15 protein-coding genes and 1 tRNA gene are annotated in these 17,585 nt (G+C 71.0%); 6 read left to right on the forward strand and 10 right to left on the reverse strand.

All coding sequences use genetic code 11. From position 1 onward, the window contains the following. The first annotated feature begins 47 nt into the window (after positions 1-47). Positions 48-932 (forward strand): HAD family hydrolase, encoded by an 885-nt coding sequence (locus M4D54_RS00970; RefSeq protein WP_259889654.1) that lies wholly within the window; start codon positions 48-50, stop codon positions 930-932. Positions 933-970: 38 nt separating this feature from the next. Here the strand turns inward: M4D54_RS00970 and M4D54_RS00975 are convergent, their stop codons facing one another. Both M4D54_RS00975 and M4D54_RS00980 read right to left on the reverse strand, forming a co-directional pair. After that, the gene (locus M4D54_RS00975) at positions 971-1,924 is read right to left on the reverse strand and encodes an NAD(P)H-quinone oxidoreductase (RefSeq protein WP_259889746.1); all 954 of its coding nucleotides are present in this window, start codon (positions 1,922-1,924) and stop codon (positions 971-973) included. A 59-nt stretch (positions 1,925-1,983) separates the two neighbouring features. Next, on the reverse strand, positions 1,984-2,994 hold the full coding sequence (locus tag M4D54_RS00980) for an MDR family oxidoreductase (protein ID WP_259889656.1): 1,011 nt from the start codon (positions 2,992-2,994) through the stop codon (positions 1,984-1,986). A gap of 198 nt (positions 2,995-3,192) precedes the next feature. Here M4D54_RS00980 and M4D54_RS00985 point away from each other — a divergent pair, with 198 nt between their 5' ends. Beyond that, entirely contained in the window at positions 3,193-5,928 is a 2,736-nt protein-coding gene (locus M4D54_RS00985) for a cation-transporting P-type ATPase (protein ID WP_259889658.1), read from the forward strand. A 29-nt stretch (positions 5,929-5,957) separates the two neighbouring features. Here M4D54_RS00985 and M4D54_RS00990 read toward each other — a convergent pair whose 3' ends face one another. Continuing rightward, on the reverse strand, positions 5,958-6,332 hold the full coding sequence (locus M4D54_RS00990) for a hypothetical protein (RefSeq protein WP_259889674.1): 375 nt from the start codon (positions 6,330-6,332) through the stop codon (positions 5,958-5,960). Positions 6,333-6,458: 126 nt separating this feature from the next. Here M4D54_RS00990 and M4D54_RS00995 point away from each other — a divergent pair. Further along, a tRNA-Ser gene (locus M4D54_RS00995) sits at positions 6,459-6,546 on the forward strand. Between the two features lie 16 nt (positions 6,547-6,562). Here M4D54_RS00995 and M4D54_RS01000 read toward each other — a convergent pair. From M4D54_RS01000 to M4D54_RS01015, 4 genes are all read right to left on the reverse strand, one after another. Next, positions 6,563-7,819, reverse strand: coding sequence for a PQQ-like beta-propeller repeat protein (locus M4D54_RS01000; protein WP_259889676.1), 1,257 nt, complete (start codon positions 7,817-7,819; stop codon positions 6,563-6,565). Further along, complete coding sequence (locus M4D54_RS01005; RefSeq protein ID WP_259889678.1) at positions 7,816-8,733, reverse strand: cytochrome c biogenesis CcdA family protein; 918 nt, start codon at positions 8,731-8,733, stop codon at positions 7,816-7,818. The genes M4D54_RS01000 and M4D54_RS01005 overlap by 4 nt, the downstream gene beginning before the upstream one ends. Before the next feature lie 10 nt (positions 8,734-8,743). Further along, positions 8,744-9,529 carry a DsbA family protein gene (locus M4D54_RS01010; protein WP_204408616.1) on the reverse strand — a complete coding sequence of 262 codons (786 nt, stop codon included), beginning with the start codon at positions 9,527-9,529 and terminating at the stop codon, positions 8,744-8,746. A 117-nt stretch (positions 9,530-9,646) separates the two neighbouring features. Next, positions 9,647-10,750 (reverse strand): Ku protein, encoded by a 1,104-nt coding sequence (locus M4D54_RS01015; RefSeq protein WP_259889682.1) that lies wholly within the window; start codon positions 10,748-10,750, stop codon positions 9,647-9,649. Positions 10,751-10,854: 104 nt separating this feature from the next. Here M4D54_RS01015 and M4D54_RS01020 point away from each other — a divergent pair, with 104 nt between their 5' ends. Further along, positions 10,855-13,527 carry an ATP-dependent DNA ligase gene (locus M4D54_RS01020; protein ID WP_259889685.1) on the forward strand — a complete coding sequence of 891 codons (2,673 nt, stop codon included), beginning with the start codon at positions 10,855-10,857 and terminating at the stop codon, positions 13,525-13,527. A 199-nt stretch (positions 13,528-13,726) separates the two neighbouring features. Here M4D54_RS01020 and M4D54_RS01025 read toward each other — a convergent pair whose 3' ends face one another. The 3 genes from M4D54_RS01025 to M4D54_RS01035 all read right to left on the reverse strand — a co-directional run bounded on the left by M4D54_RS01025 (position 13,727) and on the right by M4D54_RS01035 (position 15,720). After that, on the reverse strand, positions 13,727-13,888 hold the full coding sequence (locus M4D54_RS01025; RefSeq protein ID WP_259889688.1) for a hypothetical protein: 162 nt from the start codon (positions 13,886-13,888) through the stop codon (positions 13,727-13,729). Between the two features lie 124 nt (positions 13,889-14,012). Then, a complete protein-coding gene (locus tag M4D54_RS01030) occupies positions 14,013-14,291 on the reverse strand; it encodes a metal-sensitive transcriptional regulator (RefSeq protein WP_259889690.1) in 279 nt (92 codons plus the stop codon). A gap of 25 nt (positions 14,292-14,316) precedes the next feature. Next, the gene (locus M4D54_RS01035; RefSeq protein WP_259889691.1) at positions 14,317-15,720 is read right to left on the reverse strand and encodes a rhodanese-like domain-containing protein; all 1,404 of its coding nucleotides are present in this window, start codon (positions 15,718-15,720) and stop codon (positions 14,317-14,319) included. Between the two features lie 713 nt (positions 15,721-16,433). Between M4D54_RS01035 and M4D54_RS01040 the strand changes: the two genes are divergently transcribed. Together M4D54_RS01040 and M4D54_RS01045 are read left to right on the forward strand one after the other, a co-directional pair. After that, the gene (locus tag M4D54_RS01040) at positions 16,434-16,637 is read left to right on the forward strand and encodes a cold-shock protein (protein WP_259889693.1); all 204 of its coding nucleotides are present in this window, start codon (positions 16,434-16,436) and stop codon (positions 16,635-16,637) included. A gap of 141 nt (positions 16,638-16,778) precedes the next feature. Next, entirely contained in the window at positions 16,779-17,489 is a 711-nt protein-coding gene (locus M4D54_RS01045; protein WP_259889696.1) for a M50 family metallopeptidase, read from the forward strand. The last annotated feature ends 96 nt before the right edge of the window (positions 17,490-17,585 follow it).

The raw sequence follows: 17,585 nt of genomic DNA on the forward strand, positions 1-17,585 counted from the left end.
ACCGCCGGTTCACCCGACGGTCAGATGCCGCTGACACACTGCCCGGCATGACGTCCACGGACACCGCCCCCGCAGCCCGTACCGCCCACATCGACGCCGTTCGTTCCCGCCTGAACGAGCTGCTCGAGCCCATCGCCGGGACGGATCTGCTGATAGGGCTGGACGTGGACGGCACCCTGGTGGACCACGACGGTGCCATGAGCGACCCCATGCGCGCCGCGCTGCGCCAGGCTGCCCGGGACCACCACGTGGTGATCGCCACGGGCCGCTCCATCGGCGCCACCCTGCCCATCGTCGAGGCCGCCGGCATCGAGCGCGGCTACGCGGTGTGCTCCAACGGCGCGGTGACCGTGGAGATGGATCCCGAGCTCGAGGCCGGTCACCGCGTGATGGCGACCCGCACCTTCCAGCCCGGCCACGCCCTGGCCACCCTGCGGGAGGTCGCACCGGATGCCCACTACGCGGTGGAGATGCCCGACGGCTCCTTCCACGCCACCCCCGGCTTCCAGGACGCCAGTTTCGGCGTGCGCGCCAAGGAGACGAACCTCGATGAGCTGATGGTGCTGGAGGCGGTGCGCGTGGTGGTGCACGTCCCGGACCTCACCCCGCAGGAGTTCTCGAAGGTGGTCGCCGAATCGGGCGTGCACGGAGTGGAGTACGCGATCGGCTGGACGGCCTGGCTGGACATGGCCGCCCCCGGCGTCTCCAAGGCCACCGCCCTGGAGGAGATCCGCGAGCACCTCGGCATCGAGCAGAACCGCACCGTCGCCGTAGGGGACGGCTTCAACGACACCGAGATGCTGCAGTGGGCCGGCGTGGGCATCGCCATGGGCCAGGCCCCGCAGGGCGTCAAGGACGTGGCCGACACCGAGACCGCCACCGTCTACGACGACGGCACCGTGCTGGTGCTGGAAGGCCTCAGCGGCGCCTGAGGCACTGCGTCAAGGGCGGGATCTGGCGGCCCGTGGCCTCACCTGCCGTTGCTCGACGTGGCGACCTCCAGCACCACCTTGCCCAGGTGCCCGCCCTCGCGCAGCACCCCATGCGCCTCCGCCGCCCGATCCAGCGGCAGGCGCTGCTGGATCGGTATCCGCACCGTGCCGTCGGTCAGCCACGGCCACACCAGTTCGCGGGTGCGTGCCAGGATCTCGCGCTTCTCCCCGGTGGGTCGGGAGCGCAGGGTGGTGCCGATGACCCGGGCCCGCTTGCCCATCAGGGCGCCGATGGGCAGTTCACCGCGGCCACCGCCCAGGGTGCCGATGATGACCAGGCGGCCTGCGGTGCGGAGCATGGCGATGTTGTCCGCCAGGGCCGGCCCGCCGATCACATCGAGGATCACGTCGGCCCCGCCCGCCTCCTCCACCGCGGCGCGCACGTCAGTGGTGTGCCGGTTCCAGGCCGCATCGGCCCCCAGGGCGCGCACCGTCCCGGTCGCCTCATCGGAGCCGACGGTGGTGAGCACCCGGGCACCGAGAGCGTGGGCGATCTGGATGGCGGTGGCGCCGATGCCGCCGGTGCCGCCGTGGATCAGCACGGTCTCACCGGCCTGCAGCTGCGCCTCGATCACCAGGTTGGAGATGACGGTGGCACACACCTCCACCACGGCAGCGGCCTCCACCAGGCCCAGTCCCTCCGGCACCGGCAGCAGCTGCCCCTCCGGTACGGCCACCACCTCCGCGTAGCCACCGCCGGCCAGCAGCGCCACCACGGCCTGCCCGGTGTCGCGGCGGTGACCGGAGACCTCGAGCCCCGGCAGCTCGGAGGTACCCGGGGGAGGGGGATAGTTCCCAGCCACCTGCGCCAGGTCGGCCCGGTTCACCCCGGCGGCCACCACCTCCACCAGCACCTCACCCGGGCCGGGTACGGGCTCCGGAACCCGGGCGGGTTCGAGACGGTGATCCTCGGTGATGCTGACAGCCCGAATCAGGGGTGCCGCCCCCTGAACGCCGGCCGCATCACCAGCAGCACCAGCGTCCGCGGCCCTCACAGCGCCACGTCCACGACGGTGCGGCCACGCACCTGGCCGTCGAGGATGCGCTGCGCGTGGCCGATCACCTCGGACAGGCCGATGGTGCTGGTCATCGAGTCCAGCAGCTCCAGGTCGAGCTCCTGGGACAGGGCGTCCCACGCCCGCTCGCGCAGCGGCAGCGGCGCCTCCACCGAGTTCACCCCGGCGAGAGTGACGTGCCGCAGGATGAACGGCAGCACCGTGGCGGGAAGGTCCGGCCCCTGGGCGAGCCCGTAGGCCGCCACCGTCCCGCCCCACCTGGTCTGCGCCAGCACGTTGGCCAGCGTCGTGGAGCCCACCCCGTCGATCGCCCCAGCGAACCGCTGGGACTGCAGCGGCTTGCCCACCTCCCCTCCCAGCCCCTCACGGTCGATCAGCTCCGCGGCGCCCAGGCGGCGCAGGTACTCCTGGTTCTCGCTCCCCCGGCCGGTGGAGGCCACCACCCGGTACCCGCGGCCGGCCAGCAGTGCGATCGCGATCGACCCGGCACCCCCGGAGGCGCCGGTCACCAGCACGTCCCCGTCGTCGGGGGCGAGGCCCGCGTCCTCCAGGCGCAGCACCGCCAGCATCGCCGTGAACCCGGCCGTACCGATCGCGGCGGCCCGCTCGGGGGAGATGCCCGCGGGCAGGCGCACCAGGGCGTCCGGCCGCACCCGGGCACGGGTGGCGAAGCCGCCGTGGCGGGACTCCCCGATGCCGTCGCCGTTGAGGACCACCAGGTCACCGGCATCCCAACCGTCGCCCCCAGAGCCGGTCACCCGGCCCACCAGGTCGATGCCGGGGATCAGCGGGAAGGTGCGGGCGATGCCCTTGCCGGCGATGGCCATGCCGTCCTTGTAGTTGTAGCTGGAGGCCAGCACGTCCAGCTCGACGGTGGCGCCTGCGGCGTCGCTGTCGGCGTCCTGCCCGGTTGCGAGCAGGGACTCCTCGGCATCCTCCACCAGGCGGGGCTCACTGCCCTTGGACTCGATGATCACGGCGCGCATGGCTGTCCTCTCCCTCGGTTGCAGGTCGCTCCAGCCTATGCGCCGGGTCCGTGGGCCGGGCCCGTAGGGGTCGGACTCGGGCTCGTCGGCCTGGCCCCACCGACGGCCGACCCGGCAGCCGATCCGGTGGCTCGCATACTGGACGATCTCGGCGAAGGTCCTGCGAACCCTCAGCCGGCACGGGCAGGCTTGGGGGTGATGACCACCGCGACCGCACACCCCGAGCCACCCCCTGCCGACGATCAGCCCAGCGACCAGCAGAGCATCCTCCCCGATCCCCACGCGGCCACCGCCGACCACGCGATGGAGCAGCTCGGGGCCACCGGCGACGGGCTCACGGGCCAGGAGGCCGCAGCTCGCCTCGAGCACTACGGTCCCAACGCCCTGCCCAGCGGGGAGCAGGAATCGGCGCTGACGCGACTGCTGCGCCAGTTCCGGGACCCGATGATCTACGTGCTGATCGGCGCCGCGGTGCTCACCACCGTGATGGGCCACTACGTGGACACCATCGTGATCGCGGCGGTCGTGATCATCAACGCCGTGATCGGCTACCTGCAGGAGGGCAAGGCCGCCGACGCCCTGGACGGCATCCGCACCATGTTGTCCCTGGAGGCGCAGGCCCGCCGCGACGGCACCTGGGTGACCGTGCCGGCCGACGAGCTGGTGCCCGGTGACGTGGTGCGGCTGGCCGCCGGGGACAAGGTGCCCGCCGATCTGCGGATCCTGAAGGCCACCAACCTCACCTGCGAGGAGTCCGCCCTCACCGGCGAATCGGTGCCGGTGGAGAAGGGCACCGACCCCGTCGAGGCCGATGCGGGCCTGGGCGACCGCACCTCCATGGCGTTCTCCGGCACCACCGTGGCCTCCGGCTCCGGCCGGGGCCTGGTGGTCGGCACGGGCCGCCGCACCGAGATCGGCCACATCACCACCATGCTCGACGAGGTCGAGTCCATGGAGACCCCGCTGACCCGGCAGATGACCTCCTTCAGCGCCAAGCTGTCGCTGCTGGTGGTCATCGCCGCGGTGCTGATGTTCGGCATCGGCTGGGTGCTGTACGACTACTCCCTGGCCGACCTCACCCTCTCCGCGATCGGCTTCGCGGTGGCCGCGATCCCCGAGGGCCTGCCGGCGGTGCTCACCATCACCCTGGCCCTCGGCGTGCAGAAGATGGCCGGCCGCAACTCCATTACCCGGCGCATGAACTCGGTGGAGACCCTGGGTTCGGTCACCGTGATCTGCTCGGACAAGACCGGCACCCTCACCCGCAACGAGATGACCGTGCGCACCGTGGTCACCCCCGAGGGCACCTACGAGGTCAGCGGCACCGGCTACGCCCCCGAGGGCGACATCGAGCAGGACGGGGTGGCCGTCGGCCCCGAGGAGCGCGGGGACCTGCGCATGCTCGCCGAGGTCGCCGCCCGCGCCAACGACTCCACCGTGAGCCGCAGGGACGACAGGTGGGTGCTCTCCGGCGAACCCACCGACGGCGGCCTGCGCACCTTCGCGATGAAGGCCGGTATCGACGGGCACGACGAGAACCGCATCGACGCGGTCCCCTTCGACTCCGCCTACAAGTACATGGCCACCCTGGACCGCATCGACGGCATCGGCGACGTGGTCAACCTCAAGGGCGCACCGGACCGCCTGCTGGACCGCTGCGACCGCCAGGGCGTGGACCTGGATGAGAACGAGCCGCTGGACCGCGAGCACTGGGAGCGCGCCATCGACGAGCTGTCCGGGCAGGGCCTGCGCGTGCTCGCCGCTGCGGTGCGCCGCGCCGATGACAGGGGCTCCGCGACATCCCTGACCACCGATGACATCGACGGTGGCGGCTTCGTGTTCCTGGGGCTCTACGGGATCATCGACCCGCCGCGCGAGGAGGCGATGGACGCTATCCGTGCCTGCCACGATGCGGGTATCCGGGTCGTCATGATCACCGGCGACCACGCCGGGACCGCCTCGGCCATTGGTCGTGAGATGGGCATCGAGGACGAGCAGGGAGCCGTCACCGGCGCTCAGCTGGAGGAGGCGAGCGACGAGGAGCTCGCGCAGCTTGCCCGCACCCACTCGGTGTTCGCCCGCACCAGCCCCGAGCACAAGCTGCGCCTGGTCCAGGCCCTGCAGGACGACGGCGAAGTCGTCTCCATGACCGGTGACGGCGTGAACGACGCCCCCTCGCTCAAGCGCGCCGACGTGGGCGTGGCGATGGGCATCAAGGGCACCGAGGCCACCAAGGACGCGGCCGACGTGGTGCTGGCCGACGACAACTTCGCCACCATCGCGGACGCCGTCCAGATGGGCCGCACCATCTACGACAACCTGCGCAAGGCCATCGTGTTCATCCTGCCCACCAACGGTGCGCAGGGCCTGGTGGTGCTGGTCTCTGTGCTGCTGGGGATGACGCTGCCGCTGACCCCGGTGCAGGTGCTGTGGGTCAACACCATCACCGCCGTCACCCTGGCCCTCGCGCTCGCCTTCGAACCGGGGGAGCCGGACATCATGCGCCGCCCGCCGCGTGATCCGAAGGAGTCGATCCTGCCGCGCGCCGGGGTGGTGCGCATCGTGTACGTGTCGCTGCTGCTGGGCGCGGTCACCATCGGGGTGTTCCTGCTGGGCCAGGCCGCCGGGGTGCCGCTGGAGATCTCCCGCACCACCGCGGTGAACACGCTCGTGGTGGGGCAGATCTTCTACCTGCTGGCCTCGCGCTTCACCCGCACCACCAGCCTGCGCAAGGAACTGCTGACCACCAACCCGATCTCGTGGCTGTGCATCGCGGTGATGCTGCTGCTGCAGCTGGCGTTCGTGTACGTCCCGTTCATGCAGACCACCTTCGCCTCCGGCCCGGTGGGCTGGATGGGATGGCTGGTGCCGCTGGGCGCGGGTGTGCTGGTGTTCGCCGTGGTCGAGGCCGACAAGGCACTGCGCCGCCGGTGACCGTGGCCGGCCGTGGCGGCAGCGCCGGCCTAGAAGGAGACGGTGCCCCCGGCGATCACGGCGATCGCCACCACCATCGACCAGAACGCCGCGAAGACGAGGCCCGCCCTGGTGAGGACGGTCCGCTCGTGGCCACCGGTGACGGTGTGCACCAGGCTGCCGATCGCGGCCACGCACAGCCCCGCCATTCCTCCGGCCAGCATCCACGCCAGGTACACCACGGCAGAAGAGCCGTCGGGGAGGTAGCTGCTGACGATCAAGATGGACACCACCGCCATCACGACAAGCATGGCCAGGGTGGTGGCGGTCAGGGAGTCGCCCCGGCGCGCTGAGGACACCGACGGGGAGGCGGAGGAGGACGTGGGCGCGGGGACACCGATGTCCCGAGATGTGATGTCGCTCATGTCGTGACTGTAGGCCGGAACGGGCGCAGGGGGAATAGTCGAAGGTCGAGCAGCGGCCGACGGGCCACGGCCGTGTGCTCCCCAGGCACCCGGCCCGGTATGCTCGATCGGTGCCTCACGGCACCGGGAGGGTTGACAGAGCGGCCGAATGTGGTGGTCTTGAAAACCACTGTGCGGTAACCCCGTACCGCGGGTTCGAATCCCGCACCCTCCGCCCCGTGGCACGAGTGCTACGAGCCGAAGTCCATGTCCAGCTCGGTGGTCACCAGGTGCACCTGCTCCTCGCTGATGCGCACCGCCACGGCGGCCTCCGCGGAGAACACTTCCGGCACCCCCAGCGGACCGGACTGGTCCACGTCGTAGGGCTGCACCATCATGCCCTGCAAGGTGTCCAGCACCACCAGGGTCCCTTCCTCGGGGCGCAGTGCGTACGACAGGCGTTCGCCGGCGCTGACCAGGCGCAGAGCCTCAGGATCCACGTAGCGCCAAAGCTCCGTCCCCTCGGCGTCCATCCCGGTGACCACGGTGCCGGAGACCAGAACGATGGTCCCGGTCGCGGGATCGAGCGCGACGGCGGTGGCGTCCTCGGTCAGGACACTGCCGTCGGTGAGGTCCACCAGCAGGCCGAAGCCCTCACCGTCATCGGTGTCGCCCCGCACCACGGCCAGGTTCGCGAGAGGATCGATGGTCCCGGGCACGTGTGCGCTCATCGGATCGGCGCCGGCGGGCAGGTCCAGCTCCCACAGTCGGCTTCCGTCTGCGGAGGAGACTGCCACCAGCTGCGCCCCCTGGGTGTGCAGCAGGGTGCCGAGGTGCTCGGCCACGATGCGGCCGCCGTCGAGGTCGGCCTCGGCGATCACGGTGTCCCCGGTGCCGGCGGCCACGGCCACCCGCTCGCCGCCCGCCCCCATCGGCTGCTCGCCCGGCGCGGCGAACACCAGGCCCGGTGCGACCTGCGGGCCGGGCACCTCCGTGGGCCCCCACAGGGTCTGGCCGGTGACCAGGTCGTAGCCGCTCAAGGTGCTGAGCACGACCTGCTCCTCGCCCGCCGCCACATCGGCCAGGACCGCTACCGGGGCGTCGTCCTCGGTGCGGGAAACGGCGAATCCGGTGCAGCTCAGCGGCCGCCGGGCGGTCCAGGACACGGTGCCGTCCTCGACCACTGCGATGTAGCGCAGCGCGTCCTCCTCCTCGGCGTAGCCCAGGAACATGCCGCCCAGCTGCCGCGGGGTGCTGCTCCAGCCCGGGGCCACCATCACGTGGGTGGTCATCTCCAGCGGCAGCCGCAGGGCGGACTTGTCCACGGTCTCGGCCATGGTGCGGTCCGGCACCGGGGTGGGGTCGATCGGGGTATCGGGCGACTCGGGTGTGGGAGCACCGGAGGGGCTCGAGCCGGCCGGTGCGGGATCCTCGGAGGTGCAGGCGGCCAGCCCCATCACGCCGAGGAGACCCACGGGGAGGGTGCGGGCGAAGGTGCGTCGTCTCATGGCTCCTGCCGGGTGGTCGAGGGTGCGGCACTGCCGCCGGAGGTGTTGTCGTCGACTGGGTCGCTGGCGTGGGAGGCACGACGGGAGCGCCGGCTGCGCTGGCGCCCCCACCACCACAGCAGCAGCGCGACCACCGCCGCGGCGATGATCACGACGATCTGCACGGTCGGGTCGGACAGCGCCGAGCCCGCCTCCTGCCAACGGGCCAGCGTGCCGGTGGGAACCAGCGACGGCAGGGTGACCAGGCCGTTCGTGGCCCAGAACAGCACCCCCAGAGCCATGATCACCACACCGGTGACGACGGTGGTGGTGTGCAGCTCCCGGCCCAGCAGCGTGAAGGTGCGGCCGCGAAGCAGGGAGCGGCCACGGCCTCCCAGCAGGTCCCACACGGCCGCCAGCAGCATCAGCGGCACCACCATGCCGGCCCCGTACACGGCCAGCAGGATCACGGCACCCAGCACATCGGCCTGCCCCATCGCCAGGGTGAGGACAGCGCCGAGGATCGGTCCGGCACAGAACCCGGCCACCCCGCCCACGGCACCCAGCAGGAAGGTGCGCAGTAACCCGGAGCCGCGTGAGGCCCGCTGCTGCACCCGGTCGAATCCGGGCAGCAGACGTGACAGGTCGAAGCCCCAGCCGAGGGCGTGCATCGCGCCCAGGACGATCAGCAGCAGGGAGGTGACCGCCACCAGCACCCCGCGGTGCTGCGCCACGAGCATGCCGACGGCACCGATGCCCACACCCAGCGGGACCAGGGTCACCAGCAGCCCCGCATAGAACACCAGGCCGTGGGGGATCAGCTGGGCCCGAGAGGTGAGGGACGAAGCGAAGAAGCCCGGCAGCAGCAGTGCCCCGCAGGGGCTGAGCAGGGACAGCATCCCGCCCAGGAACGCAGTCAGGATCCCGATCTCCATCGCTGCAGCCTCAGCCCTGCGCCCGGTCCAGGGCCTCGTCCACCGCGGTGGTGAACACCTCGGTGGGCTGGGCGCCGACCATCGGGGAGCCGCCGAGGATGAACGACGGGGTGGAGAAGGCACCCAGGTCGATGCCCTGCTGAGCGTTGGCGGCGACCGTCTCGGCGACCTCCGGGGAGTTCAGGTCCTCGGTGAACTGCTCGGTGTCCAGCCCCAGCTCCGCGGCCAGTTCGATCAGTGACTCCTCGCTCAGCTCCTGCTCGGAGCGGATCTCACCGCCGGCGAACAGGGCGTCGTGGTACTCGGTGTGCCGGCCCTGCATCGCCGCGGCCAGGACGGCCCGGCTGGCACGCTCGGAGTTCTCGCCGTAGATGTTAACGTCGCGCCACTCGATGCGCAGCTCGCCGCGGTCCACGTACTCGCGCAGCTCCGGCAGGGTCTCGTTCGACCAGCGTGCGCAGTAGGGGCACTGGAAGTCGGTGAACACCACCAGTGCGACGGGAGCGTCGACGGGGCCCTCGGCCAGCAGGTCGTCGGGGTCGCGGCTCTCCTGGGCGCTCAGGTCAGGGGTGGCCACCTCGGAAGGATGCGGGATCGGGCCCGTGGCCGCCCTATCGGTGCCGGACTGCTGGCCGGGCTGGGCGGGGGATGCCTCGTCGCCCCCGCCGTCGGGGCGCAGCACCAGCACGCCGGTGATGAGCAGCGCAGCGACCGCCACGATCACGGCCGGCACGATCCACGGTCGATCGGGGCGCTCCTCAGCGGGGGAGCGGGGGGAGTCCTCGGAGCGGGGCATGGCGCCCACTGTGGATCGCGAAGGGGCGGGGTGCAACCGATCCGCCCCCGGGTGTGAGCGAACCTGCCCGGGCGGGGCCGCTGCTGCCGCCCACGGGGGCCGCAGCAGAGCCCTCGGTCAGGACGCCTTCTTCTTGCTGGAGGTGGAGGAGCTCTTCTTCTGACCGCTCCTCGATGGGCCGCCCTTCTTCTTGCCGGACGTGGAGGAGCTCTTCGATGTGCTCTTCTTCGAGTTCCCGCTCGTGCCCGACGTGCCGGTCTTCTTCGACGTGCCCTTCTTCCCCCCGCTCTTCTTGGCCGACCCGCCTTTGGAGCTGCCCTTCTTCGATCCGCTCGAGGTGGATGCGGAGGTGGATGTGGCGGTGCTGGTGCTCGAGGTGCTCTTGGCGGACGAGTCGTCCCCGCGGCGTTTGCCGAGGCTGCGCTCCAGGGCGTCCATCAGGCTCAGCACCTTGCCGCCACCGCTGCCATCGTCGTCCGAGCCCTCGGACTTCTTCTTCTCCTGCTCGGCGCGCTCCTTGCCGAAGGTCTCCTCGGTGTCGATCGCATCGCCCTGCTCGAGCTTCTCCTCGATCAGGGTGCGCAGCTGCTCCTGGTACTCGTCGGTGTACTGGTCCGGTTCCAGGTCCCCGCTGAACTGCTCCACCAGCGCGGCCGACATCGTCAGCTCCTTGTCGGTGACCTTGGTACGCGAGGACGGCGCGAAGTCCACCTCCTTCAGGTCGCTCGGCCAGCGCATCGTCTGCAGCACCAGCAGGTCCTCGTGCCGGCGCAGCACCCCCAGGCGGGTCTTGGAACGCAGGGTGAAATGCACGATCGCGGTGCGGTCGGTGGCCTCCAGGGTGCGGCGCAGCAGCACGTACGACTTCGGGGAGCGACCCACCGGCTCCAGGAAGTAGCTGGTGCCCAGCAGGATCGGATCCACCTGGTCGTTCGGCACGAACTGCACCACGTCGATCTGGTCGTTGTCCTCCGCCGGCAGGGCGTCCAGCTCCTCGTCGGTGAGGATCACGGTCTTATCGCCGTCGTCGTAGGCCTTAGCGATGTCCTCGTACTCCACCTCCCGGCCGCACACCTCGCAGTGCCGCTGATAGCGGATGCGACCGTTGTCCTCGTCGTGGACCTGATGGAAGGAGACGTCGTGCGACTTCGTCGCCGAGTACAGCTTCACCGGAACGTTCACGAGCCCGAAGGCGATCTCACCACTCCAGATTGCGCGCATGCCTGATCACACCACGAACCGTCGGCCGCGGCCAGTGCCGGACCGAGCGGACGAACCCCGGCCGATCCCGTGACGGCCGGGCCCCGGTGGGGCACAGTGGAGTGATGGCGACAGGTGAGCAACGGGTCGAGGTCGGCGGACGCACCTTGAAGGTCTCCAACCTGGACAAGGTGATGTACCCGGCGACCGGCACCACCAAGGGCGAGGTCATCGACTACTACCACCGCATCGCAGGGGTGATGATCCCCCAGGTGAGCAGGCGCCCGGCCACCCGCAAGCGATGGGTCAACGGCGTGGGCACCGAGGAGGATCCCGGCCAGGTGTTCTTCCGCAAGGACCTCGAGGACTCCGCTCCGGACTGGGTGCCCCGGGCCGACATCGAGCACCGTTCCGGCACCACCGCCTACCCGCTCATCGAGGAGCCGGCGGTGCTGGTGTGGCTCGCGCAGCTGGCCTCGCTGGAGATCCACACCCCGCAATGGCGGTTCGACGCCGACGGAGAGCCGGAGAACCCCGATCGCCTGGTGCTGGACCTGGACCCGGGGGAGGGGGTGGCGCTGGCCGACTGCGCCGAGGTGGCGCTGTGGTGCCGGGAGATCCTCGGGGACATGGGCCTTGCCACCTACCCGGTCACCTCCGGCTCCAAGGGCATCCACCTGTACGCCCCGCTGGACGGTGCCAGCACCGCCGAGGAGGTCTCCGGGGTGGCCCATGAGCTGGCCCGGGCCCTGGAGGCTGACCACCCTGACGAGGTGGTCAGCGACATGAAGAAGAGCCTCAGGTCCGGCAAGGTGCTGGTGGACTGGTCTCAGAACAACGGCTCCAAGACCACCGTCGCCCCGTACTCGCTGCGAGGGCGCGCCCACCCCACCGTGGCCGCCCCCCGCACCTGGGAGGAGATCGAGGACGAGGACCTCACCCACCTGGACCTCGCCGAGGTGCTCGAGCGCGTGGAGGGCGGCCAGGACCCGATCGCGCCTCTCGGGCGGAAGGGGAACGGGGCCGCCGGCAGGGGAGGCGGCGCCTCCGACGGTCGTGACGACGGCGCCCCGGCCGGCGCCGACGGTCCCTCTGCTGACAGCAGCCCCTCGACCGCCGAGGCCCGCGACCGGCTCGAGGTGTACCGCTCCAAGCGCGACCCCGAGAAGACGCCCGAGCCCGTGCCGGCCCCGCCCGGCTACGAGCAGGCCGAGGACTCCGCGGCCTCCGCCGCTGCGCGGGACGCCCTGGACTCCGATGCACCGATGTTCGTGATCCAGGAGCACCACGCCTCGCGCCTGCACTGGGACTTCCGGCTGGAGAACCACGGGGTGCTGGTCTCCTGGGCGGTGCCCAAGGGCCCGCCGCTGGAATCGGACGTGAACCGCTTGGCCGTGCAGACCGAGGACCACCCCCTGGAGTACGGCACCTTCGAGGGCACGATCCCCAAGGGCGAGTACGGCGGGGGCGAGGTGACCATCTGGGATGCCGGCACCATCGAGATCGAGAAGTGGCGCGAGGGCAAGGAGGTCATCGCCGTGTGCCACGGCCGGCCCGACGGAGGCCTGGGTGGAGTGCCGCGCCGCTACGCGTTCATCCGCACCGGCGGCATGGGCAAGAAGAAGGGGAAGAGCGCCGCCGCGAAGGAGAAGGAGCAGGACAACTGGCTGCTGCACCTGATGAAGGACCAGCCCGAGGCCGACGCCCCGCTCCCTGCAGATGGCGCCGACGGCACGACCTCCGACGAGGCAGAGGGCGACGCCCCGGCCGCCGACGCCCCGCCCTCTGCGCAGCGCACCGAAGCGGCCGGCACGGAGATGGACGATCCCATCGCCCCCATGCTCGCCACTGCAGGAAGTCGCAGCGACATCCGCGGTGAGGACGAATGGGCCTTCGAGATGAAATGGGACGGCGTGAGGGTGATCGCCACGGTCCTCGGAGACCAGGTGCGCCTGACCAGTAGGAACGGCAAGGATCTCACCGCCACCTTCCCCGAGCTGCTCGAACTGGTCGAGGCGATCGACCCCGAGATGCGCCAGGCCGGGCAGACCGTCCTCGACGGGGAGATCGTTGCTCTGGACTCCAACGACCGCCCCTCCTTCGGCCGCCTCCAGCAGCGCCTGGGACTGACCGCCGAGGCCGACGTCAGCGCAGCCAGAAAGAAGGTCGAGGCGCACCTGATGGCCTTCGACCTGCTCCAGCGCGGAGGCGACTCCCTGCTGCGCATCCCGTACCGCGAGCGCCGCGACGCCCTGTTCGAGACGGTCACTGCGACCGACCACGTGCACCTGCCGCACGCCGACCACGGGGACGTGGCCCACGCGATCGAACTGTCCCAGCAGCTGAAGCTGGAAGGGGTGATGGCGAAGAAGGAGACCGGCATCTACCAGGCCGGGAAGCGCTCACGCACCTGGATCAAGATCAAGAACGCCCGCCACCAGGAGGTGGTGGTCATCGGCTGGCGCCGCGGGAAGGGCTCGCGCACCGACACCATCGGCTCCCTGCTGGTGGCGGTGCCCGATGGGGACGGCGACCTGAGCTACGCGGGCCGGGTGGGCACCGGGTTCAGCGACCGGGACCTGGAGAAGGCCGCCGGGATGCTCTCCTCCCGCGTGCGCAAGACCCCTCCGGTGGACGACGTGCCCGCGAGCGACAGGCGCGATGCCACCTGGGTGCGCGCCGACCTGGTGGGGGAGGTGCAGTACGGGGAGCGCACCGAGGACGGCCGCCTGCGCCACCCCGTGTGGCGGGGTTGGCGACCAGACAAGAAGGCCGAGGATGTGACCTGGGAGGACTGAGCATCCCGCGCGGGGGCAGCGATGTTTCCGCGGGAACGTCACTGCGGGGGCCGAAGCGTTCCCACGGGAACGTCACCTGGCCCTCACCTGTCATGTCCGGGGGGAAGTCGGGCCCACCTGGCGGATGGGCTGCTTCCGCCGTCGAGCCGTCGCCCAGCGCCGATGATGACGCACTGATGCTGTGCGCCGACCGCCTTCATCAGCGGCCGAGAAGTCGCGAGAGGAAGCCGGGCTTGGCCCCGCTGTCGTGCCCGGGGCAGCGGTTCGCCGGGGCCACGTTCTTCATGACCTGGTCGACGTGCATGCCGCAACCGGCCCAGGTGGTCTTGCCGCATTCCTTGCAGGTGACTGCTTGACACATGTGAATCTCTCCCATACGTGTTTGGTTTTTCGGGCCGAAGCGCCAGGACATGTCGGTGGGGCCGAGCGGCCCGGTGTGGGAGCCAACCGCTCCGGGGTGGGGGCCGATGAGCGGACAGGCCGGATCAGGCCAGGGACAGGAACAGCTTCTCCAGCTGCGCGACCGTCAGGCCGTCCTCGTCCTCGGCGGTGCCCTCGGGATCGGTCAGGCAGTTCTGCATGGCGCACGAGACGATGCTGAACCCCGCCCGGTCCAGGGCTGTGGACACCGCGGACAGCTGGGTGACCACCTGCTGGCAGGAGCCGTCGCCCTCCACGGCCGCGATCACCGCATCGAGCTGGCCGCGGGCGCGCTTGAGCCGGTTGAGGATGCGTCGCTTGGTCTCGGGATCTGCACTGCGCATGGGGTCTCCTTCTAGTCTTGGGCCGTCAGACGTTGAACTGCGGCTGCTCGGCCCAGGTGCTCCATCCGGCGTAGCTGCCGTCGAGCTCGACAACGTCGATGCCCTCGCGGCGAAGGGCACTGGCGACCACCGAATTGCGCACCCCGGACTGGCAGTACGTGATGACCGTGCCCTCGCGGGGCAGGCGCTCCAGGTTCCACAGCGCCTTGCCGGCACTGAGCTGCAACGAGCCAGGGATGTGGCCGTCCGCGTGCTCGGAGCGGGAACGGACGTCCAGTAGAAGCGCGCGCTCGGTATCCTCCAGCTCGGCGGGGGAGATCACGGCTGGCACCGCGGTGGGCAGCCCCTCGAGGGAGTCCACGTACCCGATCACCCGGTCGATGCCCACGCGCAGCAGGTGGTTGCGCATCTGCTGGGCCGCCTCGGGGTCGCCGGTCAGCACCACCAGCGGACGGGTCTCTCGCTGTGGGTCGCAGGCCCAGGCACCGAAGCTGGCGGCCTTGGCCGGACCGGGGATGTTCAGCGCACCCTGCACAGTGCCCTCGTGGACGGCCGTGTGGGCGCGTGGGTCCACCACGATCGCCTCGTCGGCCTCGATCATCGGTGCCAGCTCCGCCGCCTCGAAGCGGCGCAGGGCGGGAAGCTCGCCGACCACCTGCGGGCCCTCACGGTTGTCCACCTTCATGCGGGCGAAGTAGGCGTGAGCATCCGGCTGACCGTCCAGCAGGCTGTCCACGAAGCCCTGCTCGTCGTTCTTCTCCACGTACGGGGCCCACCAGGAGAAGCGGCGCTCATACCCGACAGTGGAGGCGGGCAGGGCACCGAGGGCCTTGCCGCAGGCGCTGCCAGCGCCGTGGGCGGGGTAGACCATCACGTGGTCCGGCAGCGACCAGAACACCTCGCGCAGGCTGCGGAACAGCTGCTTGGCGCCCTCGAAGCGGGTGTCCACGCCGCCTGCGGCCTCATCCAGCAGGTCCGGGCGGCCCAGATCGCCGATGAACACGAAATCTCCGGTCAGGGCGTAGCCGGGGGAGTCGGCGGTGGCGCCGTCGGTGACCAGGAACATCAGGTGCTCCGGGGTGTGCCCGGGGGTGTGGCGGGCCTGGACGCGGATGTTGCCGATGGTGATCTCGTCACCGTCGTGCAGGCGCTGTGCCTCGAAGCCGTACTGCCAGTCCGGCCCACCCTCACCGGAGACGTGGGCGGTGGCGCCGGTGGCGGCGGCCAGCTCGCGGGTGCCGGAGAGATAGTCGGCGTGGATGTGGGTCTCGGTCACGGCGACGACGCGCAGGTCGTGACGGGCGGTGAGCTCCAGGTAGGGGGTGATGTCGCGGCGCGGGTCCACCACGAGCGCCTCTCCGGTGGCCTGACAGCCGATCACGTAGCTCGCCTGGGCGAGATCCTCGTCGTAGAGGCGTTCGAGCAGCATGGGAGATCCCTCCGGTCGGATGCGATGAGTGGTCGAGTGTCCCGATCCTGACAGATACCCCCGGGGGTATGCAAGGGGCGGGTGTCGGCCCAGGTTCCACGGCGGGTGCCGCCTGGGTCCGATGACGCATGCAGCCCCTGGGCTCGACCGGGATGCCGCCCCAGTTCCGAGGCTGGGTCACCGTGCCTGGCCGACCGGTTGAGGATGCGTTGGGTCACACCGCTCCCGGAGAAACTGCGGTCATGCCGTACTGTCGACTGGGTCGTCCGCACCACCCGTCGATCCGGCGGTAGCGGCACACGCCACGCCCGCAGGGGTCGAGACGGCGGGTGCACCCGGGCAGGCGACGGCACGGCGCTGGAAGCCCCGTTCGGGGCGGACCGACGACGGTCGCGCCCCACCTCCACCTCTACGAGAACTGGTTCTTCATCTCCTCCTCCACACCACTTCAGCACGCCGACGTCCCCGCCGCCCCCGGGCGCGCGCAGGTCGACGTCGCCCCCACGGCCCACGGGCCCCACGTCGGCCGGATCGGCGACGTCCCGTCGCCGGAATCGGCCCTGTCGGCCCACGAGGCCGCAGCAGACCCCAGCAGCAAGGCCGTCGACCGCCCTGGTCGACGGTCCGTTCGGGGTGCACATGCTCCGCAGTGGCGCCGCCGCTGCGGACACCCGGACCACGCACGTGGTTCACGACAACGAAGGAATATCGCCATGGCTACTGGCATCGTCACCTGGTTCAACTCCGACAAGGGCTACGGCTTCATCGCCCCCGAGGACGGCTCCGCCGATGTGTTCGCGCACTTCAGCGCCATCGTCGGCACCGGCCGCCGCGACCTGGAGGAGAACCAGCGCGTTGAGTTCGAGACCGAGCGCGGCCCCAAGGGCCTGCAGGCAGTGAACATCCGCCCCCTCTGATCCTCACGGCCGGTCACCGGCCCCGGGGACCGGGTCGCGCCGTGCGGCCCGGTTCGCATCGAGAACGCCCGTCCGGACCAGCAGCTGCTGGATCGGGCGGGCGTTCCGCATAGGGAAAGCCGTCCCTGGCACGATGGGGCCGTGGATCTCCAGGCCCTCGCCCGCGCCGTCGGGGAGCGCATCGCCCCCGGCGCCCCCGCCGAGGCGGGCTGGTGGCTGCCGGTGTCGCTGCTCGTGGCGGCTGTGGTGGTGACGGCCCCGCCGCTGTGGCGCCTGACGCGCCCCGCTGTCACCATCGTCCACGAGCTCGGCCACGCGTTCGTGGGCATCCTCGTGGGCAGGCGCTTCACCGGCTTCGTGGTCAGCTCCGACATGTCCGGCCATGCCGTCACCGTCGGTCCCCGTCGGGGTATCGGCCGGGTGCTCACCCTGTGGGCGGGGTATCCGGCGCCGGCGATCCTGGGCGCGGGCCTGGTGCAGCTGGCGCTGCGAGGCTGGGCCGGTGCTGCCCTCTTCGCGGTGCTCGTCGTGCTGGTGGTCTCGCTGCTGTTCACCCGCTCGGTGCACACCGTGCTCGCGGTGCTCGCTGCAGCGGCGGCGACAGGAGCCCTGTGGTGGTGGGGCAGTCCCGGGCTGGTCACCGCGCTCACCCTCGCCGCCGGTGCGTTCCTGCTGTTGGGCGCCTGGCGGCACCTGGGCGCGGTGCTCTCCTCCCGCAGGCGCACCGAGGACCCACGGCAGCTCGCACAGGTGACCGGGATCCCCGCGATGCTGTGGAGCCTGTCGTTCATGCTGGTCATCGGGTCCTGCATGGTGTGGGCCGGTGCGGCGCTGTCCGCGCTTCTGCCATGAGCGGCCGCTCCGCCCGGCCAGCCGTCACCGCCGTACCATCAGCCGTGCACCTCGCCAGGCCGGACCGTGCCGTCCACCGGCGGGTCACAGCAGACG

Source organism: Brachybacterium sp. p3-SID1565, assembly GCF_025143785.1.
In the GTDB taxonomy this organism is placed as follows: Bacteria; Actinomycetota; Actinomycetes; order Actinomycetales; family Dermabacteraceae; genus Brachybacterium; species Brachybacterium epidermidis.

Coding starts and splice junctions, on each gene's coding strand:
- M4D54_RS00970 (WP_259889654.1), top strand. CDS start 48: ATGACGTCCACGGACACCGCCCCCGCAGCCCGTACCGCCCACATCGAC.
- M4D54_RS00980 (WP_259889656.1), bottom strand. CDS start 2,994: ATGCGCGCCGTGATCATCGAGTCCAAGGGCAGTGAGCCCCGCCTGGTG.
- M4D54_RS00985 (WP_259889658.1), top strand. CDS start 3,193: ATGACCACCGCGACCGCACACCCCGAGCCACCCCCTGCCGACGATCAG.
- M4D54_RS00990 (WP_259889674.1), bottom strand. CDS start 6,332: ATGAGCGACATCACATCTCGGGACATCGGTGTCCCCGCGCCCACGTCC.
- M4D54_RS01000 (WP_259889676.1), bottom strand. CDS start 7,819: ATGAGACGACGCACCTTCGCCCGCACCCTCCCCGTGGGTCTCCTCGGC.
- M4D54_RS01005 (WP_259889678.1), bottom strand. CDS start 8,733: ATGGAGATCGGGATCCTGACTGCGTTCCTGGGCGGGATGCTGTCCCTG.
- M4D54_RS01010 (WP_204408616.1), bottom strand. CDS start 9,529: ATGCCCCGCTCCGAGGACTCCCCCCGCTCCCCCGCTGAGGAGCGCCCC.
- M4D54_RS01015 (WP_259889682.1), bottom strand. CDS start 10,750: ATGCGCGCAATCTGGAGTGGTGAGATCGCCTTCGGGCTCGTGAACGTT.
- M4D54_RS01020 (WP_259889685.1), top strand. CDS start 10,855: ATGGCGACAGGTGAGCAACGGGTCGAGGTCGGCGGACGCACCTTGAAG.
- M4D54_RS01025 (WP_259889688.1), bottom strand. CDS start 13,888: ATGTGTCAAGCAGTCACCTGCAAGGAATGCGGCAAGACCACCTGGGCC.
- M4D54_RS01030 (WP_259889690.1), bottom strand. CDS start 14,291: ATGCGCAGTGCAGATCCCGAGACCAAGCGACGCATCCTCAACCGGCTC.
- M4D54_RS01035 (WP_259889691.1), bottom strand. CDS start 15,720: ATGCTGCTCGAACGCCTCTACGACGAGGATCTCGCCCAGGCGAGCTAC.
- M4D54_RS01040 (WP_259889693.1), top strand. CDS start 16,434: ATGGCTACTGGCATCGTCACCTGGTTCAACTCCGACAAGGGCTACGGC.